This is a genomic window from Pseudomonas sp. McL0111, from assembly GCF_052567255.1.
The window spans coordinates 6,185,043-6,210,956 of record NZ_CP199585.1; the positions used below are offsets into that span (position 1 = coordinate 6,185,043).

Below are 25,914 nucleotides of genomic sequence, written 5' to 3' on the forward strand. Positions count from 1 at the left end.
GAACCACTACCTCAGCCGTTGGGCCCTACTGTCGCAACGATCGTCACTTGCTTGTTGTCCGGTATTTCCTGATAAGCCAATACGTGCAGCCCGGGGACTGCCAGTCGACCAAAGCGCGAGAGCATCGCGCGAATCGGGCCGGCTACCAACAGGATGACCGGTTGACCTTGCATTTCCTGACGCTGCGCCGCTTCGATGAGCGAACGCTGCAGCTTCTCGGCCATGCTTGGCTCCAGCAGAACGCCCTCTTCCGAGCCTTGTCCTGCCTTCTGCAGACTATTGAGCAATATTTGTTCCAACCTTGGCTCCAAGGTGATCACAGGCAGCTCGGACTCAGTGCCTACAATGCTTTGGACGATGGCGCGAGATACGCCGACGCGTACTGCGGCCACCAATGCGGCGGTATCTTGACTCTTGCTGGCATTGTTGGCGATGGCTTCGGCAATACTGCGTATGTCGCGTACTGGCACATGTTCGGCGAGCAACGCTTGCAGAACTTTGAGCAGTTGCGACAGCGAGACCACACCCGGCACCAGCTCTTCTGCCAGTTTCGGCGAGCTTTTGGCCAGCAATTGCATGAGTTGCTGCACTTCTTCGTGGCCGATCAGCTCACTGGAGTGCTTGTACAGAATCTGGTTCAAGTGGGTCGCGACCACGGTGCTGGCGTCCACTACGGTGTATCCGAGCGACTGTGCCTGCGCGCGCTGGCTGACTTCGATCCACACCGCCTCCAGACCAAAAGCCGGATCTTTGGCGGTAATGCCGTTGAGCGTGCCGTAGACCTGCCCCGGGTTGATCGCCAGCTCGCGATCCGGATAGATCTCCGCTTCGGCCAGGATCACCCCCATCAGCGTGAGGCGGTAAGCACTCGGCGCGAGGTCGAGGTTGTCACGAATGTGCACAGTCGGCATCAGGAAGCCCAGATCCTGCGAGAGCTTCTTGCGCACGCCCTTGATCCGCGCGAGCAACTGACCACCCTGATTACGATCCACCAACGGGATCAGGCGATAGCCGACTTCGAGGCCGATCATGTCGATTGGCGTCACGTCATCCCAGCCCAGCTCTTTGGTTTCCATGGCGCGGGCCGGCGATGGCAGCAATTCCTGCTGACGCTTGACCTCTTCCAGCGCGACGACCTTGGCAACGTTCTGCTTTTTCCAGAACAAGTAGGCGCCACCGGCAGCCAGTGCAGCCATGCTCAAGAACGAGAAGTGCGGCATGCCCGGCACCAGGCCCATGACCGCCATCAAACCGGCCGCCACCGCCAGCGCTTTCGGCGAGGCGAACATCTGGCGGTTGATCTGTTTGCCCATGTCTTCCGAACCGGAAGCACGGGTCACCATGATCGCTGCCGCTGTAGATAACAACAGTGATGGCAATTGCGCCACCAAACCGTCACCGATGGTCAGCAAGGCGTAAACCCGACCGGCATCGCCGAAGCTCATGTTGTGCTGGAAGATACCGACGGCCATGCCGCCGATCAGGTTGATGAACAGAATCAGCAGGCCGGCGATGGCATCACCGCGCACGAACTTGCTGGCACCGTCCATCGAACCGTAGAACTCAGCCTCTTGGGCGACTTCCGAACGGCGCGACTTGGCCTGGTTCTGGTCGATCAGACCGGCGTTGAGGTCGGCGTCGATCGCCATTTGTTTGCCGGGCATCGCATCGAGGGTGAAACGCGCGCTCACCTCGGAAATCCGTCCGGCACCCTTGGTTACCACGACGAAGTTGATGATCATCAGGATCGCGAAGACCACGATACCGACCACGTAGTTACCGCCGATCACCACCTCACCGAAGGCCTGGATCACCTTACCGGCAGCGGCGTGGCCGTCCTGACCGTGGAGCATCACCACTCGCGTCGAGGCCACGTTCAACGCCAGCCGCAGCAGCGTCGCCACCAGCAGAATGGTCGGGAACACCGCAAAATCCAGCGGCCGCAAGGCGTACACGCAGACCAGCAGGACGACAATCGACAGCGCGATGTTGAAGGTGAAAAACACGTCCAGCAAGAACGGCGGCACCGGCAACATCATCATTGCCAGCATGACCAGCAGCAACAACGGCACGCCCAGATTGCCTCGACTGAGGTCGGCAATGTTCGTGCGGGCATTGTTGATTAACTGAGAGCGATCCACCGGTTTTCCCCGTTCCTTTAAAGCAAACTTTTGACGCCTGAAGCAGGCGCACGGCGGCTATTGCAAGAAACCTTCCAACTTTTGCCAATGATTGAAACAGAGGGGGTTACCCGGAAACTTTCTGCTAATGGAAGGCCCCTTCGCGGGCAAGCCCGCTCCCACATTCGATCTCCAGTGAACAGATCGGGTGTATCACACAGATCCCATGTGGGAGCGAGCTTGCTCGCGAAGCGGCCATCAGCGACACCCAGGATCAGGAATCGCAACGGCTTTTAAACCCCGATGTTTAAAAGACACCTTCAGACACGCCTTACAGGCTACGCATCCTTGCGCCTTTACCTACAGCTACGCCAGAATCCGCCGGCTTGTGCGCCTTGAGGGCGGGTTCTATTGTGGATTGGTCGCTGGCGAATCAGCGATCGGGTCTCGCAGCCCGTCGATCTCTGGACGCACAACATCCGCTTTGCTTATGGCGGCTGTACGTGGGAGACCTTCGGGTCTGCCGGTTCTAGAGTCCCGGTCTGCGACCCGCGTATAGCTGCCACCCTCATTCGTCTCGCAGCGAACGTTGGCAGCTCCAATGACTCTAGGAGCTTCACCATGATCAAACCAACACCCAACCCGCCTGAAACCGACCCCACCTCGCCCTACGAATCCCTCGATTCAAAAAAACTCCACGAAGCCGCCGACCGCGCTCTCGATCACTACCTCTGCCCCGGCAGCACTCGGCCTCCACGCAAACCCAGCACGATGTACGCCGTCGTCCCGGAGATCAAAAACGAAGAACTATTGGCCAACGCCTGCGAAACACTCGCGTCAGCAAGAACCATCGCCAATGACTTCGCCAACCTCATACCCGCGTCACAGCGCAGAACTCTGCTGGGTATTGCGCAACTGATCATGCTCGGGGAGCTGGCGGTAAATCGCGCGCTGGACAATCTGGAGTTGCCCGACTGAGAAGTCAGCCAAAAACCCGTGGCGAGGGGATTTATCCCCGTTCGGCTGCGCAGCAGTCGTGAATCCTGAACACTCGGTATTCCCGAAAGATAGAAGTCACAGGTTTTGGGGCTGCTGCGCAACCCGACAGGGATAAACCCCCTCACCACAGTGGGGTCTACTGAGCGTCCCGGGCTGCATTCTCATGCAGAGCGTCGCAGCGCCGAACGCTGTTGGGCATTGCGCAACTGATCATGCTCGGGGAGCTGGCGGTGAATCGTGCGCTGGATAATCTCGAACTGCCGGCCTGAGAATTCAGGCGAGAACCCGTGGCGAGGGGATTTATCCCCGTTCGGCTGCGCAGCAGTCGTGAATCCTGAACACTCGGTATTCCCGAAAGATAGAAATCATAGGTTTTGGGGCTGCTGCGCAACCCGACGGGGATAAATCCCCTCACCACAATGATTTTCTACAATGGCCGGAGCTTCATTGGGTCAGGCACAAAAAAACCGCCGCCCCGCTCAATCGGGAGGGCGGTTTTTTCATCACGTTAACGTCAGGAATCGCGCCACAGATCCGGCGGGATCGGCAGGTCGTCCTTGAGCGGGTCCGGGCGTTTACCTTTGCCGGCGCGGAACTGGCGGATCTGGTAGACGTAAGCCAATACCTGAGCGACTGCCAGATACAGGCCACCGGGGATTTCCTGATCGAGTTCCGTGGAGTAGTAGATCGAACGCGCCAGGCCTGCCGACTCAAGCAACATGACGTTGTTGGCCACGGCGATTTCGCGAATCTTCAGTGCCAGGAAGTCACTGCCCTTGGCCAGCAGGATCGGCGCGCCGCCCTTCTCGGAGTCGTACTTGAGTGCGACGGCGTAGTGGGTCGGGTTGGTGATGACCACGTCGGCGTCGGGAATCGCCGCCATCATCCGCCGCTGCGACATTTCGCGCTGGGTCTGACGGATGCGTTGTTTGACCTCCGGGCGACCTTCCTGATCCTTGTGCTCGTCGCGCACTTCCTGCTTGGTCATCAGCAGCTTCTTGTGGCTTTCCCACAGCTGCACCGGCACATCGACGGCGGCGATGATGATCAAGCCACACGCTAGCCACAAGGAACTCCAGCCCACCACCATCAAGCTGTGAATGATCGCTTGCTCAAGAGGTTCATGGGCAATACGCAGCAAATCATCAATGTCGGATGACAACACCGCCAGCGCCACGAACAGAGTGATGAGGAATTTCGCCAGCGCCTTGAGCAGCTCGATAATCGCCTTCATCGAGAACATGCGCTTGAGGCCTGCACCCGGGTTCATCCGACTGAACTTGGGCGCCATGGAGCCCGCCGCAAACAGCCAGCCACCAAGGGAAATCGGCCCGATCAGCGCGGCCAGCAACAGGGTGATCATGATCGGCTGAATCGCCAGCAGCGCAATCTTCCCCGACTGCAGCAGAAACGCGCCCATCGAGCCCTGATCCATGATCACTTCTCGCGTCAGCGTGAAGTTCAGACGCATCAGGTCCATCAATTCCTGCGCCAGCATGCCGCCGAATATCAGCAGGGCACTGGCTCCGGCAATCATTACGGCGAGGGTGTTGAGCTCTTTGGAACGGGCAATCTCACCCTTCTCACGGGAATCCTTTTTACGTTTCTCCGTGGGGTCTTCTGTTTTGTCCTGACCGCTTTCGCTCTCAGCCATGACTCAGCTCGCTCGCGCCAGTTCGCGTAACAACTGCAAGGCCTCGGTGGCCAGCGGTTGATACTGATTGAGAATGTCCGCCAGACCGACCCAGACAATGAACAGGCCAAGCACCAGGGTCAGCGGGAAACCGATAGAGAAAATGTTCAGTTGCGGCGCGGCACGGGTCATCACGCCGAAGGCAATGTTGACCACCAGCAGCGCGGTGACTGCCGGCAATACCAGCAACAACGCGGCACCGAGTACCCAGCCGAGTTTGCCGGCCAGTTCCCAGTATTGCGCGGTCATCAATCCGCCGCCGACCGGCAGCGTAGTGAAGCTTTCGGTGAGGACTTCGAACACCACCAGATGGCCATTCATCGACAGGAACAGCAATGTCACGAGCATGGTGAAGAATTGCCCGATCACCGCCACCGACACGCCGTTGGCCGGGTCGACCATCGAGGCGAAGCCCATGCCCATCTGCACCGCCACAATCTGCCCGGCCACCGCAAACGCCTGGAAGAACAGCTGCAAGGAGAAACCGAGCATTGCGCCGATAAGGATCTGCTCGGCAATCAGCAGCAGACCGCTGAGATCCAGCGGACTGACCGCCGGCATCGGCGGCAGGCCAGGCACAATCACCACGGTAATCGCCACGGCAAAATACAGGCGCACCCGCCGAGGAACCAGGGTGGTACCGAAGATCGGCATCACCATCAGCATCGACGCGACACGAAACAGCGGCAACATGAATGTCGCCACCCAGGAACTGATCTGGGTGTCGGTCAGCTGAAGCATCGACTGCATGGCTTAGCCGATGACCATCGGAATGTTTTTGTACAACTGGATGATGTATTCCATGAAGGTCTGCACGATCCACGGACCGGCCACAATCAAGGTCACCAGCATTACCAGCAGACGCGGCAGGAAGCTCAAGGTCTGTTCGTTGATCTGCGTCGCGGCCTGGAACATCGCCACCAGCAAGCCCACCAACAGACTCGGCACCACCAGAATCGCGACCATCAGCGTGGTCAGCCACAACGCTTCACGAAATATGTCGACCGCGACTTCTGGCGTCATGGCGTAACACCTCCAAAACTGCTCGCCAGAGTGCCGATAATCAGCGCCCAGCCATCCACCAATACGAACAGCATGATTTTGAACGGCAGCGAAATGATCAGCGGCGAGAGCATCATCATACCCATCGCCATCAGCACGCTCGCGACCACCAGGTCGATGATCAGGAACGGAATGAAGATCATGAAGCCAATCTGGAACGCGGTTTTCAGCTCGGAAGTGACGAACGCCGGTACCAGAATGGTCAACGGTGCCTGATCCGGCGTAGCGATGTCGGTGCGCTTGGACAGGCGCATGAACAGCTCCAGATCACTGGTGCGGGTCTGCGCGAGCATGAAGTCCTTGATCGGCACCTGAGCCTTTTCCACCGCTTGCTGCGCGGTGAGTTTTTCCGCCAGATACGGCTGCAACGCATCGTTGTTCACCCGATCAAACACTGGCGCCATGATGAACATGGTCAGGAACAGTGCCATACCGGTGAGGATCTGGTTCGACGGTGTCTGCTGCAAGCCAAGGGCCTGACGCAGGATCGAGAAGACGATGATGATCCGGGTGAAACTGGTCATCAGAATGACCGCCGCCGGAATAAAACTCAGCGCCGTCATGATCAGCAGGATCTGCAGGCTGACCGAGTATTCCTGAGCGCCATTGGCGTTGGTGCCCAGCGTGATCGCCGGGATCGACAATGGATCGGCGGCAATCGCCAGCGGCGCGGCCAGCAACAGAGCCAGGGTCAAGACGATGCGTAGCGCACCCATTACTTCTTATCCTTCTGATCCTTGCCGAGAATCTTCAGCAGATGCTGGGCAAACTCCGGGGTGGCTTTTTCGCTGGTGTCCGGCACCTGCACTGGCTCCTTCATCACGTGCAGCGCGGTGATGGTGCCGGGGCTGAGACCAAGCAGAATCTGCTCGTTGCCGACCTGCACCAGCATCAGCCGATCACGCGGACCTAGCGCACGGGAGCCGACGATATCGATCACCTGGCCCTTGCCCGCAGGGCCGGCCTGCTGCACCCGGCGCAGCAGCCAGGCGAGGAAGAAGATCAACCCCAGCACCAGCAACAGGCCGAACACCAACTGCGTCAGTTGCCCGGCCACACCGCCGCCAACCGCAGGCACGGCGGCAGCGGCAGTCGCTGCAACCGGCTCGGCCGCCATGACACCCAGCGGCAACGCCAGCGCCAATCCGAGCAAACCACCGATAAGCTTTTTCACTCAGCGCAGCTTCTTGATGCGTTCGCTTGGGCTGATCACGTCGGTCAGGCGGATGCCGAACTTCTCGTTGACCACAACCACTTCGCCGTGAGCGATCAGGGTGCCGTTGACCAGCACGTCCAGCGGCTCACCGGCCAGACGATCAAGCTCGATCACCGAGCCCTGGTTCAGTTGCAGCAGGTTGCGAATATTGATGTCGGTGCTGCCGACTTCCATCGAAATGGAAACCGGAATGTCGAGGATCACGTCCAGGTTAGGACCGTCCAGCGTCACCGGGTCGTTGTTCTTCGGCACGCTGCCGAATTCTTCCATCGGCAGACGGCTGCCCGATGCAGCGTCGGCAGCCAGCAAGGCGTCGATGTCAGCCTGGCCGTCACCGGTTTCTTCCAGGGCGGCAGCCCATTCGTCAGCCAGTGCCTGGTCGTCCTGGGCGTTCATATCGTCGTTCATCATTTGTCCTCGGCGGGCAAAAATTCAGTTAAATGCTTGGGGGTGAGAGCGCCGCTTCAGCGACGCTCGATCGGCTCGATCACCTGCAACGCGAGGTTGCCTTTGTGCGAGCCCATCTTGACCTTGAAGGCCGGCACGCCATTGGCGCGCATGATCATTTCGTCCGGCATCTCGACCGGGATCACATCGCCCGGCTGCATGTGCAGGATGTCGCGCAGCTTCAACTGGCGGCGAGCAACGGTGGCGCCAATCGGCACGTCGACATCGAGCACGTCCTGACGCAGGGCGTTGACCCAGCGCTCGTCCTGATCGTCGAGATCCGACTGGAAACCGGCGTCGAGCATTTCGCGTACCGGCTCGATCATCGAGTACGGCATGGTCACGTGCAGATCACCGCCACCGCCATCGAGTTCGATGTGGAACGTGGAAACCACGATCGCTTCGCTCGGGCCGACGATGTTGGCCATGGCCGGGTTCACTTCCGAGTTGATGTACTCGAAATTGACTTCCATGATCGCCTGCCAGGCTTCTTTCAAATCGACGAAGGCCTGTTCCAGCACCATGCGTACGACGCGCAGTTCGGTCGGGGTGAATTCACGCCCTTCGATCTTGGCGTGACGGCCGTCGCCGCCGAAGAAGTTGTCCACCAGTTTGAACACCAGTTTGGCGTCGAGGATGAACAGCGCGGTGCCGCGCAAAGGTTTGATCTTGACCAGGTTGAGGCTGGTCGGCACGTACAGCGAGTGCACGTATTCGCCGAACTTCATAACCTGCACGCCACCGACGGCAACGTCCGCCGAGCGACGCAGCATGTTGAACATGCTGATGCGGGTGTAGCGGGCGAAACGCTCGTTGATCATCTCCAGGGTCGGCATGCGTCCACGGACGATGCGATCCTGACTGGTCAGGTCGTAGCTTTTGACACTGCCGGGTTCGGCAGCGTTATCGGTCTGTACCAGACCATCGTCGACACCATGCAACAGCGCGTCGATTTCATCCTGGGACAGAAGATCCTGCACGGCCATGTCGTGTTCCTACTGCAGTACGAAATTAGTGAAAAGCAACTGTTCGATCACCACTTTGCCCAGCTCTTTCTGCGCCACTTCCTGGACGCTGGCCGTGGCCTTCTGGCGCAACATCTCCTGACCGACCGGCGTCGCCAATGTGGCGAAGTCCTGACCGGAGAAGAGCATCACCAGGTTGTTGCGGATCACCGGCATGTGCACTTTGAGCGCTTCCAGATCGGCCTGATTACGCGCCAGCATGGTGATGCTCACCTGCATGTAGCGCTGACGGCCGTTCTGGTTGTAATTGGCGACAAACGCCGGCGCCATTGGCTCGAAGATCGCTGGCTGCTTGCCGACCGGCGCTGCATCAGCGGCCTCGGCAGGCTTGCTCTGGGCACTGTGCATGAAGAACCAGGTCGCCCCCACGGATGCACCAATGGCCAACAGCAACGCGAGCACGATCACAATGATCAGCTTGAGTTTGCCTTTGGTTGCGGGGTCTTTTACAGCTGCTGCTTCGCTCTTCGCCATGCCAATAATCCGTCACTATTCGGGTTTTCACAGTCGCACGGCAAGGCAAGAGCAAGTGTTATGCCAGAAGTGTCGGAGCGTATTGGAGAGCACCACGAAACCACTGTGGGAGCCAGCCTGCTGGCGATGGTGATATACCAGTCAACAGAGATATTGACTGCCATGGCCTCATCGCCAGCAGGCTGGCTCCCACAGGTTTATGCGTTGTATCAGGCGTAATAGTCGACGGCGCTGGAGCCGATCACGCTGGTGGTTTGCGCAGCAGCTTCGGCCACACTTGCCGCAGCCAGTTCTTCATCGGCAGAATCCAGACGACCACCGGCAGCGCTGGTTCGACCACTCTGGCCCTGCTGTGCCTGCTCCTGACCTTGCTGACCCTGCCAGCCACGGCTCTGGTCGGAAACGTTGACGTCCACCTGGCCCATGCCCTGCTGGTTGAACATCTCGCGCAGACGATGCATCTGCCCATCGAGCGCTTCACGCACACTTGGATGCGCGCTCATGAACGTCACTTGGGTCTGTTGATCCGGAACCATGTTGACGCGGATATCCAGACGCCCCAGTTCGGCAGGCTGCAACTGAATGTCTGCCGCCTTCAGATTGGCGCTCGACAGGTACATGACGCGGTTGACCACTTCCTCAGTCCAGCCGCTCTGGTGCATGGCGATCGGCTGATTCACCGGCACCGCGTTGGCGGTTTTCGGCGTTGCCGCCTGAGTCAGCGCCGCCAGACGGTTGGCGAAGTCATCGACCCGGGTATCGCTGGTGGCGGTCTTCAGATCTTTCAGGCCATCGTCGATCAAACCACTGAAGGCCTTGTCGCCCTGGCTGGTGCTGTCCTTGTCGGCCTGCACATCGAGCATGCTGGCCATGCCGGCGGCAAAGGTCTGCGCCGAGGTCAATTCACCGTCAGCCTGAGTCTGAGCCGGCGTGGCCTTGGGCTGAGCCTGGCTGGAAGCGGAGATATGCCCGCCCTGCTCCATCGCCATGCGCAGTGCCGGCAGTGCGTCGAGCGGATCGGACGCCGGATCGAAATCGCTGTCGGTTGTCGCTGCCGGGTCTTTGACTGCTGGCAACACGGCCACTGCCGGGGTTTCGACTTTAGGCTGCGCCGCTTCGACAACCGGAGCTGGCACCACAGGTGCGGCAACCGCTGGCTGCACCACCTGCGCCAGTGCCGGATCGAGCGCCGGGTCAGTTACCGTAGCGTCGGCCACTGGCGTTTGCGTGGTATCCGTCGAATCGTCATCGGCGGTCTTGTCATCAGTCGCAGGCGTTGCCGACGGATCGGCGGGCAAGGCATTGCCGCTATCGGCAACCGTCGTCTGCGCAGCGGCAGACTGATCCTTGCCGACGTCCTTCTTGCCGCTGTTGTCAGCGACCTTGGCGGATGTCGATTTCGCCTGGTTATCAGCAACAGCCGAAGGCTTGTTCGGACCTTGATCGGCGAACACCTTGGCGAAGCTTGAGGCTTTGTCTACAGGCTCTGCGGCCATTGCCGGCGCTTTGGCCGAGGCGGCTTGAGCCTTGGCCTGGGCGGCGGTCTGAAGAAAAATATTGGGGGTCGCAGGCATTTCACGGTCTCCGCTGCACTGGGATCGTAGGTACAGTTGAGCGAGATGACTGCAAGTGCCGGGCCAATTTTGCCCGACGCTTGCGAAAAGCGCCGGGCGGCTGAATTAGTGAATGAGCGCGTGCTGTCGCTCATCTTCATAGACGGGTCGTACCTGATCAAACTCGCTGCTGATATCAGCGACCAGTTTGACGATTTCTGCGGGACTTTTATCTTTGGCGTACGACTCCAGCTCCTGACACAGCTCGGTCAGGCGAATCGCCCCCATGTTGCTGGCGCTGCCCTTGAGGCTATGCGCAACCTCGGACAGAACCTTGGCATCGGCGGTTTTTTGCAGCTCTTGCAGACGAATTTCAGAATCCGCCAGGAAGGTATCCAGCAAATCCGGATAACCGTCTTCCATCACTTCGCGCAATACGCCCAGTGCCTCGTGATCCACATGAATGTCTCTCACTTGCTCACTCCTTGATCAAGAATTCGCGGATTATGCCTCAATCTCCCAAAAAAACTCCACGCGAGCACTGCGACCATCGTCGGACCAACAGGCATTACGCCCTAATTGCCGGACCAGACTCACACCACGTCCCGACAGACGGACATCTTCAAGCGGTCGATTCATCACTCGCGACACATCAAAACCCTTGCCGCTGTCCTCGACCCGGATGATCAGGCAGCCACCCTTTTCTCGTGGTTTAACGTCCAGATGCACGCGCACGTAACCCTCCTGCAGAGCCTCCAGCCGCGAATTGCGCTGTTCGTAGTAATGCGCAAACCCTGAGGCATCGCGCTTCAAACTGGAATCCAGACCCAGCACCCCATGCTCCAGCGCATTGGAATACAACTCTGCGAGTACGCTGTACAAGGCACCGCTTTGCGCGCGCAGCCCGTGCACCTCTTGCAGCAACTGCAACAGATACGGCAGCGGATTGAAGCGCTTGAGGGTTGCGCCTCTGTACTCAAAGCTCACCGACCAGTCCAGTGGCGATGATTGGCCACTGTCGGAATACACCGGCGGCGATGGCGTGATCTGCGTCGCGTCGAGCAAGCTGACTTCGACCATGCTCACATCGTCACGCGGCTCACCGCGAAATTCCTCCAGGGCCCGCTCAATCTCGACAAACAGGTCGTCCGGCTGACGGTTAGCGGCAAACAGTTGCTGCAAACGCTCGACGCCGAACAAACGCTCTTCAGCATCAGTGGTATCGATCACCCCGTCGGACAACAGGAACACCCGGTCACCTACCGCCATGGTCTGCACTTCGGTACGGTCATCGAACGCCTGCGGACTGAGTACGCCCAACGGTAAATGCCGCGCCGGCAGCGGCACTCGCTCACCGGTCTCGACCCGATGCAGATAGCCATCCGGCATGCCGCCGTTCCATACCTCCACCGAACGACGCTGAAAACTCAGACACAGCAACGTAGCGCAGCAGAACATGTCCACCGGCAGGATGCGTTTGAGCTTGGCGTTCATTTCCCGCAGCGTTTCCGCCAGCCCGTAACCCTTGGCGGTCATGCCATAGAACACTTCGGCCAGTGGCATCGCGCCAACCGCTGCCGGCAGCCCATGACCAGTGAAATCGCCGAGCAACACATGCATGTCGCCCGCCGGGGTATACGCTGCCAGCAACAAGTCGCCGTTGAAAAGTGCGTAAGGCGATTGCAGATAACGAATGTTCGGCGCACTCAGGCAACCGGAATGCGCGACCTTGTCGAACACCGCTTTGGCCACGCGTTGCTCGTTGAGCAGGTAGTCGTGATGTTTGGCGATCAGGTCGCGTTGTTGCAGGACCGTCGCCTGCAAGCGTCGCAAACGATCCATCGCCTTGATTTTGGCGGCGAGGATTACCTGGTTGTAGGGTTTCGCCAGAAAGTCGTCACCACCAGCGTCCAGACAGCGGACCAGCGCATCACTTTCGGTCAGCGAGGTGAGGAAGATGATCGGCACCAGGGTTTCCCCCGCCAGCGCCTTGATCTGTCGCGCCGCTTCGAAGCCGTCCATCACCGGCATCATCGCGTCCATCAGCACCAGATGCGGTTGCTGCCGGGCGAAAACCTCGACCGCTTCGGCACCGTTGGCCGCCGTCAGCACTTCATGGCCCTGACGGCGCACGATGGTCGAGAGCAGCAAGCGGTCGGCAGCGCTGTCTTCGGCGATCAGGATCGTCAGCGGTTCTTGCGCCTGCATGGCCGTCAACTGATGTCGAAGAGCTTGTCGAAGTTGGAGATGGCGAGGATTTTTCGAACGTCCGAGCTGCTGTTTACAACACGAATATCAGATTTATCACCGCCAGCGTGATCGCGCAGAAGAAGCAGCATGCCTAGCGCAGAGCTGTCGAGGTAAGTGGTCTCTTTCAGATCCAGCTCATAAGAGTTCGGTTCCGGGTCAACCCTCTCATAGGAGTTGCGGAATTCTTGATGCTTACCGAAATCAAAACGCCCCTTGACCGAGATGATCAGTTTTTTCCCATCCGGAGAGACTTCTGTAACGACTGACATTGACTGGCTTCCTTGTCATTGACGAACTTGTACAAGGTTTAGCATCTGGGATGGGTTGGGGCAAGGCGCAGGGCAAGATCAAAAGATCAGGAGCCAGTGGGAGCGAGCTTGCTCGCGAATGCTATAGGTCAGTTGAATGAGGTGCTGACTGACACGACGCCTTCGCGAGCAAGCTCGCTCCCACAGAGGATATGTAGACGCTTTAAAACGGATTTTGCCGGGGTAATCGCTGCGACAACTCATCCAGCAACTTCTGCTCGCGCTTGTCTTCGAGGCGTTGCGCCTCTTCGCGGTAGCGCTGCACCAGTTTGCGCAACCCTTCGACCTTGGCGAACGCCTGCTGCCAGGCATCGCGGGCGTTATCCAGATTTTTCTGGTGCCAGGCCAGGCTTTGACGCTGCTGATCGATGGCGGTGTCGAGTTGCGCAAGAAACCCGTGATAACCCAACAGCCATTGCCCGGACACGCCGTCGCGGCCGCGCATGACCCACTGCTCCTGATAATCCAGACGAAAGGCATCAAGGTCGGCGAGTTTGCTTTCAGCCACTTTCACATGGCCCTGAAAGTAACCCAGACGCTGCACGGCGGTTTTCTCGGCCTTTTCGGCCATGTCCACCACCGGCGCCAGACGCGCGGCTCGGCTGACGGCCATGAGCGATTACCCGCCCGTCACAGGGGCTAACAGGGTTTCCAGATAGGCCTGGCTTTCGCCCATGTTGATTTTGTCGTTCAAGCCCTGCCGCTGGTACCTGACCAGTTGCGCTTGCAGGGAAATCGCCAGATCAGTCTCGCGGTCACCACCGGCGACGTAAGCGCCGACACTGATCAAGTCGCGGCTCTGTTGATAGCGCGACCACAATTGCTTGAAATACTGGGCGCGCTGCATGTGCTCTGGCGAGACCACCGCCGGCATCACCCGGCTGATCGAGGCTTCGATATCGATGGCCGGATAATGCCCTTCCTCGGCCAGACGCCGCGACAATACGATGTGCCCGTCGAGCACGCCTCGCGCCGAGTCGGCAATCGGGTCCTGCTGGTCATCGCCTTCGGACAGTACGGTGTAGAACGCGGTGATCGAACCACCGCCCTTCTCCGCATTACCGGCGCGCTCCACCAGTTTTGGCAACTTGGCGAACACTGACGGCGGGTAGCCTTTGGTGGCCGGCGGTTCGCCAATTGCCAGAGCGATTTCCCGCTGCGCCTGAGCAAAACGGGTCAGCGAATCCATCAGCAACAGAACGTTCTTGCCCTTGTCGCGAAAATACTCGGCGATCCGCGTGCAGTACATCGCCGCGCGCAGACGCATCAGTGGCGCGTCGTCCGCAGGGGATGCAACCACCACCGAACGCTTGAGGCCTTCTTCACCGAGGATGTGCTCGATGAACTCCTTGACTTCGCGACCCCGCTCACCGATCAGGCCAACGACGATGATGTCGGCCTCGGTGAAGCGGGTCATCATGCCCAACAGTACCGACTTACCGACACCAGTACCGGCGAACAGACCAAGACGCTGACCACGACCGACCGTCAACAAACCGTTGATGCAACGGATGCCCACGTCCAGCGGTTCGCTGATCGGGTCACGGTTGAGCGGGTTGATCGTCGGGCCGTCCATCGGCACCCAGTCTTCGGCTTTCATCCCGCCCTTGCCGTCCAGCGCACGACCGGCACCGTCAAGGACACGACCGAGCATGCTCATGCCCATCGGCAAGCGACCGGTATCGGCCAGCGGCACCACGCGGGCGCCGGGGGCGATGCCGGCGACACTGCCGACCGGCATCAGAAAGACTTTGCTGCCGGAGAACCCCATGACTTCCGCTTCAACCTGCGACGGGTGATAGCTGTCGTCATTGATCACCATACAGCGCGTGCCCATGGCAGCGCGCAGACCTTCGGCTTCGAGGGTCAGGCCGACCATGCGCAGCAGGCGGCCTTCCAGAATCGGCGCCCCGGCAATCTCGACAGCCTCGGCATATTTACCCAGGCGTTTGGCGAAACTGGTGCGTTCAAGGCGCATCGGGGGCGTCCGCGAGCGGCTCTTCAGCGATGGGTTCAGGCTTTGGTGTTTCCGGCAGGTCGAGCGTCAGATCCGGCGCAGCCGGGTGCAAGGCCTGTTCGTGCAACTGATCGAACAGCTTGGCCATGACCTGACTGACGCGCGATTCGATGCTCGCATCGATGCGGCTGTGCTCGGTTTCAACCCGGCAACCGCCCGGCAACAGGGCTTCGTCTTCGACGATGCGCCAGGTTTCTTCATGGCGTTCGCGCAAGGCTTTGGCTTGTTCGAAGTCCTGCGGATTGACGTACAGGCGCACGTTCTCCACGCCCAGCGGCAACAGCTTGAGCGCGTCGCGCATGACGTGTTCGATCTGGCTCGAATCGATGGCCAGTTCGCGCTTGATCACTTGTTTGGTGATGTGTTGCACGAGGTCGACCAGCGACTTCTCGATCTGCGTGTCCTGCTCGGCGATAGGCTCGAACAAGTTGCTCATCAGCTGCTCAAGGCTGGCGATTTTCGCCGACAGAGCGACTTCCGCCTCCTGACGCACCTTGAGCGTGGCGCTGTGAAAACCTTCTTTCTCGCCAATGCCGAAACCCTCGTTGTAAGCCTCCTGACGGATGCTTTCGAGTTCTTCCAGAGTCAGTGGCTGGACTTCCTCCAGCGGCACTTCCTCCATCTCCGGCGGCTCGGGTTCGGGCTCCGGTTCGGGTTCAGGTTTCGGCGGATCGAAGCTGGGCATTGTCCAGGTATCGAAGCCACGGACATCCCGGGCGCGGATCAGATCCGTCACAGACTCGTCATGCTTGTCCATGGGCTTAGATCATTTCCTCGCCGCCCTTGCCACCGAGCACGATTTCTCCGGCTTCGGCCATACGGCGGGCGATGGTGAGGATTTCCTTCTGCGCAGTTTCGACGTCGCTGACGCGCACCGGGCCTTTGGCCTCGAGGTCGTCGCGCAACAGTTCGGCGGCACGTTTGGACATGTTCTTGAAGATCTTTTCTTTGACGCCTTCGTCCGAACCCTTGAGGGCCAGCACCAGCACGTCGGAAGACACTTCGCGCAACAGTGCCTGGATTCCGCGGTCGTCGACATCGGCCAGGTTGTTGAACACGAACATGAGGTCTTCGATCTGACCGGACAGGTCTTCGTCGACTTCGCGGATCGAATCCATTAGCTGGCCTTCGATCGAACTGTCGAGGAAGTTCATGATGTCTGCCGCACGCTTGATGCCACCCAGGGTGGTGCGCGAGGCATTCGAGTTGCCGGAGAACTGCTTCTCGAGAATCTGGTTCAGCTCTTTCAGCGCGGCTGGCTGCACGGTGTTCAACGACGAGACGCGCAGGATGATGTCCAGACGCACCTTGTGGTCGAAGTTGCCCAGCACTTCACCGGCCTGATCCGGATCGAGGTACGCCACCACGATCGCCTGGATCTGCGGGTGTTCGTAGCGGATCACGTCGGCAACGGCGCGCGGTTCCATCCATTTCAGGCTGTCGAGGCCGCTGGTGTTGCCACCGAGCAGGATGCGGTCGATCAGGCCGTTGGCCTTGTCTTCGCCCAGTGCCTGGGTGAGCATTTTGCGCACGTAGTCGTCGGAACCGACGCCCAGACTGGTCTGGTCGCCGACGATGTCGACGAATTCGCTCATGACCTGCTCGACCTGCTCGCGATGGACATTGCCCATCTGCGCCATGGCCACGCCGACCCGCTGGACCTCTTTCGGGCCCATGTGGCGCAGCACTTGCGCAGCGTCGGTCGAACCAAGGGACAGCAGCAGAATCGCGGCTTTGTCGACCTTGTTGAGTTTGACGGTAGCGGCTCGGTTATCACTCATCTGCGTTAATCCACTCTTTCACGACCTGGGCCACGCGACCCGGATCTTCGGCCACCAGGCTCTTGATTGCGTTCAATTGAGCGTCATAACCCTCGCTCGGGCTTGGCAGCAGAATGCTCTGCGGACCACCGAGACTTACACGGTCGTTACCCAACTCGCCATCCAGGCCGCCCATGCCACCGAGTTCGACATCGCTGCCGAGCCCGGCGAGTTCCTTACCTTTACCGCCGCCGGTGATGTTGTTGAGCACCGGACGCAACACGCCGAACACCAGCACCAGGATGAACAACACACCCAGCACTTGTTTGACGATGTCCCAGAACCACGGAGTGGAATAGAACGGAATATCGGCGATCACTTCCCCGCGCTCGGCGGAGAACGGCATGTTGATTACGCTGACGCTGTCGCCACGGCTGGCGTCGAAACCGACGGCGTCCTGCACCAGACGGGTGAAGCGCGCCAATTCGTCGGCGCTCCACGGGGCGCGGGTGGTTTCACCGTTGGCTGCGTTGACCTTGACCTGATCATCGACCACGACCGACACCGACAGACGATTCAGGCGACCCTGCTGCTGTTTGGTGTGGCTGATGGAACGGTCGAGTTCGAAGTTCTTGGTGGATTGTTGACGCTTGTCTGCCGGGTACGGCGCGAGCATTGGCTGGCCGGTGGCCGGGTCCATGATCTGCTGACCGTTGGCATCAACCAGTGGCTGACCTGGCTGAATCATCCCGGCAGGCGCTGCGGCACCCGCGGTGGTTTGCGGTGCCGAGGCTGGCGCTGGCGGCTGGTTGCTCAGGGCACCCGGCACACCTTGCGGGCCATTGCTGGCGGTACGTTGCTCGTTGACCGACTGCTCGCTACGCAACGCCGGTTGATCCGGGTTGAACTGTTCGGCGGTGGACTCGACGGCGTTGAAATCGATATCGGCTGACACTTCAGCCTTGTAGCGATCGTTGCCCAATACCGGTTGCAGAATGTTGTGTACACGCTGGGTGAGCATGCTTTCCATGCGGCGGCTGTAATCGAACTGCTTGCCGGCCATGGTCATTTCGGAGTTTTCCGCCTGATCAGAGAGCAGCGTGCCCTTCTGGTCGACGACGGTGATCTGCGATTTGCTCAGCTCGGGAACGGACGTCGCCACCAGATTGATGATGGCAATCACCTGACCTGGTTCCAGCGAACGACCGGAATACAACTCGACCAGCACCGAAGCGCTTGGCTTGCGTTCGTCACGCACGAACACCGAACTTTTCGGAATCGCCAGATGCACGCGGGCACCCTTGACGTTGTTCAGGCTGGAAATGGTCCGCGCCAGTTCACCTTCGAGGCCGCGACGATAACGCGTCGCTTCCATGAACTGGCTGGTGCCCAGACCTTGTTCCTTGTCGAGGATTTCGAAACCGATGTTGCCGTCGCTGGGAGTGACACCAGCAGCAGCGAGTTTCATCCGCGCACGGGACAGGTCATCAGCCTTGACCAGCAAGGCGCCGGAATTCGGTTCGACGTTGTAAGGGATATCGGCGGCGGCCAGGGTTTCCATGACCTGCTTGGCGTCCATACCGGCAAGGCTGCCGTACAGAGGCCGGTAGTCCGGTTGCTGTGACCACAACACCACGGCAAAGCCAATCGCCACGCTCGCAGCAAGGCCGACCAACAGGCCCACCTGACGCAGCATGGTCATCTCGGAGAGGTTTTCCAGGAAGGACAGGCCGAAGAGCGGCGGTTTGCCGTCTATCGGGGTGGCCTTGGCCGGAACGTTATCGGCGACTGCTTCTGCCATGACTCAATCTCGTCCTTAAACCGGCATCTGCATGATGTCTTGATACGCCTGAACCAGCTTGTTACGCACCTGGGTCAATGCCTGGAACGAAACGCTGGCTTTCTGAGAGGAAATCATCACGTCAGTCAGATCGACGCCGCTTTTACCGATTTCAAATGCGTTGGCCAATTGAGTCGACGCCTGTTGGGTATCGCTCACTTTGTTGATGGCCTGACCGAGCATGTCGGAAAAGCTGTTGCCGGCCATTTCAGGCACGACGGCGGTCGATTTCGGCGCAGACATGGCGTCTATTTTCATGGCGTTCATGTCCATGATCAACCGATTGAATTCAATACCTTGGCTCATGATCTACTCTCTTGGGCGGCCCGCAATTTTTTGACACTCACTCGGCGGGTACACAGGTGTTAGCAACAAGGGTGCCAGCTATCGGGCAGCCTTTCAGAAAAGCGTTTGCAAACTTTGGCGCGGTAAATCAGGTGGCGAACAGATAGCCTTCGACGTCCATTCCGGCATCCCGCATCTGCGCCAGTTTGTAGCGCAAGGTCCGCGGGCTGATGCCTAGCTTTTCCGCTGCTTCCTTGCGTCGTCCGCGCTCGGTGCGCAGGGTGTCGATGATCATCTGGAACTCGCGGCGGCGCAGGTCATCGCCCAGCGCCCCGGCGGATTCGGCCTCGACTTCGACCTCACGCACCAGTGGTTGCACGGATGCAGCGACAGGCGCAGCGGTAAAGGTCACCGCACCGGTCAGACAGAAATCCTGCGGCTGAATCAAACCGCCCTGCTGCAAGATCAATGCGCGCTGTATCGCGTTATCCAGCTCACGCACGTTGCCCGGCCATGGATAATTCGTCAGGCACTGTTGCGCGTCAGGCGAAAGCTTCGCCGCCGCATGCTTCATTTTATTGACGTGCTTGGCCAGCAACCGCTCGGCCAGCGGCAGGATATCGGCGGTACGCTCACGAAGTGGACGCCAGGCGAGCGGAAAAACCGACAATCGGTAAAAAAGATCCTCACGGAAACGCCCCGCCGCCACTTCTCCCGCCAGATCGCGGTTGGTGGTGGCGACTACGCGAATGTCCAGAGTGATCGGCTTGCGCGCACCCACGCGCTCGACTTCGCGCTCCTGCAACACGCGCAACAGCTTGGCTTGCAGGCCAAGAGGCATTTCAGAGATTTCGTCGAGCAAAATAGTGCCGCCATCCGCCTGTTCGAACTTGCCTGCCTGCGCCGCGATGGCGCCGGTGAACGAACCCTTCTCGTGACCGAAAAGCGTCGCTTCAAGCATGTTGTCGGGGATTGCCGCGCAGTTGATCGCAATGAACGGCTGGCTGAAACGGTGCGATTGCTGGTGAATGTAGCGTGCCAGCACTTCTTTACCGGTGCCGGACTCGCCGGAGATCAATACCGTGGAATCACTGCGCGCAACCCGCGCGGCCAGCTCAAGCAACTGGGCACTGGCAGGCTCGACCGCTATCGGGCCTTCGCTTTCACTGGCACTGATGCTGCCAAGCGCATGTCGGGCCACCAGATCCAGCAGAGCTTTGGGTTCGAATGGCTTGACCAGATAATCGGCGGCGCCCTGGCGCATCGCATCGACAGCACGCTCGACCGCGCCATGCGCAGTCATCAGCAACACCGGCAATTGCGGCTGTCGTGAGCGCAGCAGCGCGAGCAATTGGTGACCATCCATGCCTGGCATGTTGACGTCGCTGACCACCAGACTGAACGCTTCGCGCTCGACCGCCGTCAACGCCTCTTCCGCCGAACCGACGGCACGGAAATCGTGACCGGCCAGCAGCAACGTGTCGGCCAGCGCTTCGCGCAACGAGCGGTCATCCTCGACCAGCAAAACCTTGATGCCCATGTCTTTCACTCAGCTCCCTGTACAGCAGAAAACAGCGGCAGGATGACCTGCGCGCACGTACCGCGCCCGACTCGCGAGCGCAGCTGCAATTCTCCCTGATGTGCCCGGGCCACGGCTTTGACCACGGTCAGGCCAAGGCCGGTACCGGTGACTTTGGTGGTGAAAAATGGCTCGCCGAGACGCGTCAGTACGGTCGGATCAATGCCGCTACCGCTATCGCTGACACACAACCGCAGACTGTTGTCGCGGGTATAGCAATGCACTTTCAGGCGCACGTCACCGTTACTGGCCTGAATCGCGTTTTCGATCAAATTCAGAATCGCTCCGACCAGCGTGTCGCGGTTGCACAGCAACTCGCCAGCATGGCTGTCGCACTGCCAGCGAATTGGCAGATCCTGCACATGGGTCAACGCAGCCGCTTGCAGCGACTGCATCAAGGCATTCGGGGTGATGCGGTCGGTCAGCGGCAGCTCGCCACGGGCGAACACCAGCATGTCACGCACCTGATGTTCCAGTTCGTGCAGGCGTTCCTTGAGGCGACCGGCAAAACGCTGTTGAGTGGCGACCGGCAATTCCTGCTCAGTCAAATGACTGGCGTATAGCAACGCTGCCGACAGCGGCGTACGAATCTGGTGAGCCAGCGAGGCCACCATGCGCCCCAGCGACGACAAGCGCTCGTGGCGCGCCAGCTGATCTTGCAGATGTCGGGTTTCAGTCAAATCGTTGAGCAACACCAGTTGCCCCGGCTCGGCATCGAGCGAGCGAGTTGCAATCGACAGGCGTCGGCCGGTAGTCAAGGAAACCTCGTGACCATCGTCTTCACGCGGAGCGAAGCAACGGGCAATCACGTGGCGCCACAACTCGCCCTCCAGCGGCAGGCCGAGCAACTCGCAGGCAGTGGGGTTGGCTTCGCGGACGATGCCGTGACCGTCGATCACGATGACGCCACCAGGCAACAGGTCGAGGAGGTTCTGCAGACGATTGGCCAGACGTTCTTTTTCCGCCAGCTCCTGCATGCGCTGGGCGCTGACCACGGCCAGTTCGCCCTTGAGCTCGGTGACCCGCGCTTCAAGCATGCTGTAGGAGTCAGTCAATTGGCTCGACATCTGATTGAACAGCGCGAACGCCTGCTCAAGACCCTGACGGCTTGCCTGCTCTACGGACGAAGGTTGCCCCTCGGGACTGGAGGCAGAGGACATCTGGGAGGCTTGGGGCATTGTGCTCTCTCGCTTGGCTGACCGTCAGTGAAACGGAACGTTGCGAGGGATGTAGCAATACCCGTGCCTAAAAAAAACTGCTTATAAATGAAGAGGTTGAAAAACAGGCGTCAATCATCCGCCTGTTCATCACCTTCGCGCCGGCTCATGCCGTATTTGCGCATCTTCTCGACCAGTGTGGTTCGACGAATGCGCAGGCGTTCAGCGGCACGCGCCACAATGCCATTGGCATCGTCCAGCGCCTGCTGGATCAGGCCCTGCTCCAGACCACCGAGGTAGTCCTTCAAGTCCAGGCCTTCCGGCGGCAACATGGCGTTGGCGGTGAAGTCCGGGGTGTGGCCATTGATCGCCACCCGCTCCTCCAGATCGCTGCGCAAGCTGTCGACCATCTGCTCGTCTTCGTCGTCGACGTAGCGGAATTTCTTCGGCAACTCGACCACGCCGATCACCCCGTACGGATGCATGATCGCCATGCGCTCCACCAGGTTGGCCAGCTCGCGGACGTTGCCCGGCCAGGCGTGACGGCATAGCGACATGATCGCAGCCGAGTTGAAACGGATCGAACCGCGTTTCTCGTGTTCCATGCGCGAGATCAGTTCGTTCATCAGCAACGGGATGTCTTCGACGCGCTCACGCAGCGGCGCCATCTCGATCGGGAACACGTTCAGGCGATAGTAGAGGTCTTCGCGGAAGGTGCCGATCTCGATCATGCTTTCGAGATTCTTGTGCGTCGCAGCGATGATGCGTACGTCGACGCTCTGGGTCTTGTTGCTGCCCACGCGCTCGAAGGTGCGCTCCTGCAACACGCGTAGCAGCTTGACCTGCATCGGCAGCGGCATGTCGCCGATTTCGTCGAGGAACAGCGTACCGCCGTTGGCCAGCTCAAAACGCCCGGCACGACTGGTGATTGCGCCAGTGAAGGCGCCCTTCTCGTGGCCGAACAATTCGCTTTCCAGCAACTCGGCCGGGATCGCCCCGCAGTTGACCGGAACGAACGGCGCGTCACGACGCTTGGAATGGTAATGCAGGTTACGCGCAACCACTTCCTTGCCAGTGCCGGACTCGCCGAGGATCAGCACGCTGGCGTCGGTGTCGGCCACTTGCTGCATCATCTGGCGCACGTGCTGAATCGCACGACTGGTGCCGACGAGGCTGCGGAATAGATTGGGCTCGCGATGACGGCCGCGCTCGCGGGCCTGGTCATACATTTCGCGATAGACCTGGGCGCGGTGCAGCGAGTCGAGCAATTTGCTGTAGCTGGGCGGCATTTCGAGGGTCGAAAGCACTCGGCGGCGCTGGTCTTCTGGCAAGTCGACGGAAGAATTATCGCCCATCAACAAAACCGGAAGGAACTCATCCCAGGTTGAGAGTGTCTTTAACAAGCCCAATAGCGCACCAGGAGCGTTAACCGTCCCGATCAGCACGCAAATGACTTCACGACTTGATGACAAAGAGCCGACAGCCTGCTGCCAGTCATGGCTGCCGCAGGGTAAATTTTCTTCGCCGAGAAAATTCAAGATCACCGCCAAGTCGCGGCGGCGGACGCTATCGTCATCGATCAGCAGAATTTTGGTTTCACGCCACATGCAATAGCAACTTCCCTAGTCAACTCAATGCCCGAAAAATGGGGCAAGCGAGACGCTTGCAGGACACTATGTGCCTGTAGACGCCTGAAATCTGAAAACAGCCACTAGTTAAGTCAAAAAACCGTGCACAGTCAAATTTATGGCGCACATCTCTGGATTAACCGGGGATTAATTAACCAAACAGATGGTAAACCTTTGCCGCCTTCTGCGCATTGGTGATCTGCGACATCTCGTTGGCTATCGCCTGACGCTCACCCATGGCCGCATCAAGCAATTGCTTGTAGACGTGCAGCAATTCCTCAAGATTCTCGCGCAACGCCGCCTCGTCCAGCGAGGCCTCGCTCATGACGTCTTCCATGCAGGAACGGCAAGCCAGATCCAGCTCGCCAATAGTTTCCCAGTTACGCTCGGCCAGGGCACTGACCAACGCCATCCGGGTATCTGCGATTCGCTGCAATACAAGACTCATGGTGGATCTCCTTAAAACTGCGGAGCAGGCACGGGGGCGATGGCATCCCAGCCTTCTTTTACCGTGCTCAGCAAGCCGGCAACCTCATCAAGAATGCGCGGGTCGCTGTTGATGTTCGCCTCGGCGAGACGCTTCATCATGTAGATGTATAGCCCATCCAGATCGGCCAGCGTATCCGCGCTGTTTTCCAGATCCAGACCTTCACGCAGACCACTGACAATACCAATCGCCTTGCTGATCGATGTGCATTTGCCAGGAATGTCCTTGCGCTCGATGGCACCTTTGGCCTGAGCGATGCGGGCCAGGCCGCCTTCCATCAGCATCTGTACCAGGCGGTGCGGGCTCGCTTCGGACGTCTGAGCGTGAGCGCCGACCTTCTGATATTGCCGAAGGGCTAACATTGGGTTCATGTTCTACCTCGTTGCCACAATGACTCGTATAACCAGTGTATCGCCAAGCGAGTCAGAAACTTTAGACCAAAAGACAAAAACCCGGCGCACGCCGATGAAGCGTAGCCGGGTTTTTGTCGCTATTGCATTACTACTTCGCGGATTGCTGAGCGTTCAGCGAGCTGAAGAACGACGTAATGTTGCTCGCCGTCGCTTTCATTTGCCCGACCAACAGGTCCATGGCGTTGTACTTGGCGGTCAACGTCGCCGTGAGGCTGGTGACGTGCAAGTCCAGAGCAGTCTGCTGCTTTTGCAGGCTTGTCGACAGGTTCGTCAGGTTGGAACTGCGCTGATCGAGCAAGCCGCCCGTCTTGACGTACGGATCGACTGCAGCAGTCATGCGTGCCAACAGGCCGTTTTTGGCGTCGGTACCGCTGAACAGCTGTTGAACCTGACCGGCCATGCCGGGAGTTTCCATACGCTTGTTGAACACTGCGGTGTCGAGCGTCAGCAAACCGGTCTTGTTGTCAGTGAGAACACCCATCTGCGACAGCACTGCCAATTGCCCGCCAGCGCCGTTATCGGTCAACTGCGCACGCACGTCAGCCATCAGCGAGCGTGGCAGCGAATCACCGGTAAACGCCGCTGAAACAGTCAGATTGCCATCCGCGTCCGGCGTAGCCTTGGACAAGGTGTCGACGGTTTTTTTCAGGGTGTTATAGGAATCGATGAACGACTGCAAAGACGTCTGAATGCCAGCGGTGTTGGTCGCAACGGCAACGGTCGCAGCTATTGGCTTACCAATGGCGTCGGTTGGGCTCGCTGTCGAAAGCTTCAGCGTCATGCCACTGATTGCACCAGTCACCGTGTTGGTCTTGCTGGTCACGGCGAGACCGTCGATGGTCAGGTTCGCATCCAAAGCCAGATCACCCACAGCGCCAGATGCCCCTGCAACGGGAGAGCCGCCCATTTTCTGGGTACCGTCGATTTCCAGACCCGCGATACCGCTGACCTGCATGTCCATGCCGGCGCCGGTCTTGCTCGAACTCAACACCAGACGCGATGCGCCAGTGGCGTCGGTCACGATGTTCGCGGAAATACCGTTGCTCGCCTGAGCGGTGTTGATGGCATCCCGAGTGCTTTGCAAGGTGGCATTGGCCGGAATCGCGACATTGTAATCAATGCCATTCTGACTGATTTTCAGAGTACCACTCGGAATGGCACTGGCGGCGCCGCCGGCAAATGCAGCACTGGCTATTTTCGAGCCGGTGGCCAGGTTCTTCACGACAACACTGTAAGTACCGGGTACAGCAGTTTTGTCGGAGGTTGCACCGAGAACATTCGGAGAATCCGAGGTCGCAGTAAAACCGGCGAATGCCGGGCTGGTAGCGCTGTTCAGGTCAGTCATCGCCTTCTGATAAGCCGCCAGAGCGCTTTTCAACGAACCAACACCGGAAATCTTCAGCGAGTTGGTTTTCGTCTGCGTATCGATCTGCGTTTGCTTCGCCGACTTGTCGGCGTTGACCAGAGCAGTCACGATCGCGCCGATATCCAGGCCGGAACCCAGGCCCGAACCCGGTAAAATTGGACTTGCCATGCTGAGTCTCCCTTCAGGTTGTTGCCATTCTTTTGACCGTTACAAGCGTCTATAAGAACGTACAAAC

General features: G+C 59.2%; 26 protein-coding genes and 1 pseudogene. 2 read left to right on the forward strand and 25 right to left on the reverse strand.

What is annotated here, in order from left to right; genetic code table 11:
• Positions 1-11 precede the first annotated feature (11 nt).
• Positions 12-2,141 (reverse strand): flagellar biosynthesis protein FlhA, encoded by a 2,130-nt coding sequence (gene flhA, locus ACTWLJ_RS27890; RefSeq protein ID WP_401220710.1) that lies wholly within the window; start codon positions 2,139-2,141, stop codon positions 12-14.
• 600 nt (positions 2,142-2,741) lie between these two features.
• Between flhA and ACTWLJ_RS27895 the strand changes: the two genes are divergently transcribed.
• Complete coding sequence (locus tag ACTWLJ_RS27895; RefSeq protein WP_445179285.1) at positions 2,742-3,098, forward strand: DUF6124 family protein; 357 nt, start codon at positions 2,742-2,744, stop codon at positions 3,096-3,098.
• A 179-nt stretch (positions 3,099-3,277) separates the two neighbouring features.
• Positions 3,278-3,388, forward strand: a pseudogene (locus tag ACTWLJ_RS27900) (DUF6124 family protein); the annotation flags it as partial.
• Between the two features lie 245 nt (positions 3,389-3,633).
• On the opposite strand, the gene flhB reads toward ACTWLJ_RS27900, so the two are convergent.
• The 24 genes from flhB to fliD all read right to left on the reverse strand — a co-directional run bounded on the left by flhB (position 3,634) and on the right by fliD (position 25,847).
• Positions 3,634-4,773 (reverse strand): flagellar biosynthesis protein FlhB, encoded by a 1,140-nt coding sequence (gene flhB, locus ACTWLJ_RS27905; RefSeq protein ID WP_445179286.1) that lies wholly within the window; start codon positions 4,771-4,773, stop codon positions 3,634-3,636.
• A gap of 3 nt (positions 4,774-4,776) precedes the next feature.
• On the reverse strand, positions 4,777-5,562 hold the full coding sequence (fliR, locus tag ACTWLJ_RS27910; protein WP_445179287.1) for a flagellar biosynthetic protein FliR: 786 nt from the start codon (positions 5,560-5,562) through the stop codon (positions 4,777-4,779).
• A gap of 3 nt (positions 5,563-5,565) precedes the next feature.
• Positions 5,566-5,835, reverse strand: coding sequence for a flagellar biosynthesis protein FliQ (gene fliQ, locus ACTWLJ_RS27915; protein ID WP_007920026.1), 270 nt, complete (start codon positions 5,833-5,835; stop codon positions 5,566-5,568).
• Entirely contained in the window at positions 5,832-6,590 is a 759-nt protein-coding gene (gene fliP / locus ACTWLJ_RS27920; protein WP_445179288.1) for a flagellar type III secretion system pore protein FliP, read from the reverse strand. The genes fliQ and fliP overlap by 4 nt, the downstream gene beginning before the upstream one ends.
• Positions 6,590-7,048 carry a flagellar biosynthetic protein FliO gene (gene fliO / locus ACTWLJ_RS27925; protein WP_401221430.1) on the reverse strand — a complete coding sequence of 153 codons (459 nt, stop codon included), beginning with the start codon at positions 7,046-7,048 and terminating at the stop codon, positions 6,590-6,592. The genes fliP and fliO overlap by 1 nt, the downstream gene beginning before the upstream one ends.
• Positions 7,049-7,498, reverse strand: coding sequence for a flagellar motor switch protein FliN (gene fliN, locus ACTWLJ_RS27930; RefSeq protein WP_007920031.1), 450 nt, complete (start codon positions 7,496-7,498; stop codon positions 7,049-7,051).
• Between the two features lie 56 nt (positions 7,499-7,554).
• Positions 7,555-8,523 (reverse strand): flagellar motor switch protein FliM, encoded by a 969-nt coding sequence (fliM, locus tag ACTWLJ_RS27935; RefSeq protein WP_007920032.1) that lies wholly within the window; start codon positions 8,521-8,523, stop codon positions 7,555-7,557.
• Between the two features lie 9 nt (positions 8,524-8,532).
• Positions 8,533-9,036 carry a flagellar basal body-associated protein FliL gene (fliL, locus tag ACTWLJ_RS27940; protein WP_325719989.1) on the reverse strand — a complete coding sequence of 168 codons (504 nt, stop codon included), beginning with the start codon at positions 9,034-9,036 and terminating at the stop codon, positions 8,533-8,535.
• Positions 9,037-9,245: 209 nt separating this feature from the next.
• Positions 9,246-10,610 (reverse strand): flagellar hook-length control protein FliK, encoded by a 1,365-nt coding sequence (locus ACTWLJ_RS27945; RefSeq protein WP_445179289.1) that lies wholly within the window; start codon positions 10,608-10,610, stop codon positions 9,246-9,248.
• 105 nt (positions 10,611-10,715) lie between these two features.
• The gene (locus ACTWLJ_RS27950; RefSeq protein ID WP_445179290.1) at positions 10,716-11,063 is read right to left on the reverse strand and encodes an Hpt domain-containing protein; all 348 of its coding nucleotides are present in this window, start codon (positions 11,061-11,063) and stop codon (positions 10,716-10,718) included.
• A 30-nt stretch (positions 11,064-11,093) separates the two neighbouring features.
• Positions 11,094-12,797: an ATP-binding SpoIIE family protein phosphatase gene (locus tag ACTWLJ_RS27955; RefSeq protein ID WP_445179291.1), complete on the reverse strand. Its 1,704-nt coding sequence runs from the start codon at positions 12,795-12,797 to the stop codon at positions 11,094-11,096.
• A gap of 5 nt (positions 12,798-12,802) precedes the next feature.
• Positions 12,803-13,108, reverse strand: coding sequence for an STAS domain-containing protein (locus ACTWLJ_RS27960; protein WP_401209721.1), 306 nt, complete (start codon positions 13,106-13,108; stop codon positions 12,803-12,805).
• Positions 13,109-13,310: 202 nt separating this feature from the next.
• Positions 13,311-13,760 carry a flagellar export protein FliJ gene (gene fliJ / locus ACTWLJ_RS27965; protein ID WP_445179292.1) on the reverse strand — a complete coding sequence of 150 codons (450 nt, stop codon included), beginning with the start codon at positions 13,758-13,760 and terminating at the stop codon, positions 13,311-13,313.
• Positions 13,761-13,766: 6 nt separating this feature from the next.
• Positions 13,767-15,125: a flagellar protein export ATPase FliI gene (gene fliI, locus ACTWLJ_RS27970; protein WP_401209727.1), complete on the reverse strand. Its 1,359-nt coding sequence runs from the start codon at positions 15,123-15,125 to the stop codon at positions 13,767-13,769.
• Positions 15,115-15,921, reverse strand: a complete 807-nt coding sequence (fliH, locus tag ACTWLJ_RS27975; protein WP_445179293.1) for a flagellar assembly protein FliH — start codon at positions 15,919-15,921, stop codon at positions 15,115-15,117. Before fliH ends, fliI begins: the two co-directional genes overlap by 11 nt.
• A gap of 4 nt (positions 15,922-15,925) precedes the next feature.
• Positions 15,926-16,945, reverse strand: coding sequence for a flagellar motor switch protein FliG (fliG, locus tag ACTWLJ_RS27980; protein ID WP_007920042.1), 1,020 nt, complete (start codon positions 16,943-16,945; stop codon positions 15,926-15,928).
• Positions 16,938-18,725: a flagellar basal-body MS-ring/collar protein FliF gene (gene fliF, locus ACTWLJ_RS27985; protein ID WP_401209733.1), complete on the reverse strand. Its 1,788-nt coding sequence runs from the start codon at positions 18,723-18,725 to the stop codon at positions 16,938-16,940. Before fliF ends, fliG begins: the two co-directional genes overlap by 8 nt.
• Before the next feature lie 15 nt (positions 18,726-18,740).
• A complete protein-coding gene (fliE, locus tag ACTWLJ_RS27990; protein ID WP_445181432.1) occupies positions 18,741-19,022 on the reverse strand; it encodes a flagellar hook-basal body complex protein FliE in 282 nt (93 codons plus the stop codon).
• Positions 19,023-19,197: 175 nt separating this feature from the next.
• Positions 19,198-20,589 (reverse strand): sigma-54-dependent transcriptional regulator, encoded by a 1,392-nt coding sequence (locus tag ACTWLJ_RS27995; protein WP_445179294.1) that lies wholly within the window; start codon positions 20,587-20,589, stop codon positions 19,198-19,200.
• A 5-nt stretch (positions 20,590-20,594) separates the two neighbouring features.
• Positions 20,595-21,806: a sensor histidine kinase gene (locus ACTWLJ_RS28000; protein WP_445179295.1), complete on the reverse strand. Its 1,212-nt coding sequence runs from the start codon at positions 21,804-21,806 to the stop codon at positions 20,595-20,597.
• A gap of 110 nt (positions 21,807-21,916) precedes the next feature.
• A complete protein-coding gene (locus ACTWLJ_RS28005) occupies positions 21,917-23,392 on the reverse strand; it encodes a sigma-54 dependent transcriptional regulator (RefSeq protein WP_445179296.1) in 1,476 nt (491 codons plus the stop codon).
• 172 nt (positions 23,393-23,564) lie between these two features.
• Entirely contained in the window at positions 23,565-23,861 is a 297-nt protein-coding gene (gene fliT, locus ACTWLJ_RS28010; protein WP_445179297.1) for a flagellar protein FliT, read from the reverse strand.
• A gap of 11 nt (positions 23,862-23,872) precedes the next feature.
• Positions 23,873-24,271 (reverse strand): flagellar export chaperone FliS, encoded by a 399-nt coding sequence (gene fliS / locus ACTWLJ_RS28015; protein ID WP_445179298.1) that lies wholly within the window; start codon positions 24,269-24,271, stop codon positions 23,873-23,875.
• A gap of 130 nt (positions 24,272-24,401) precedes the next feature.
• Complete coding sequence (fliD, locus tag ACTWLJ_RS28020) at positions 24,402-25,847, reverse strand: flagellar filament capping protein FliD (RefSeq protein WP_445179299.1); 1,446 nt, start codon at positions 25,845-25,847, stop codon at positions 24,402-24,404.
• Positions 25,848-25,914: the final 67 nt, after the last annotated feature.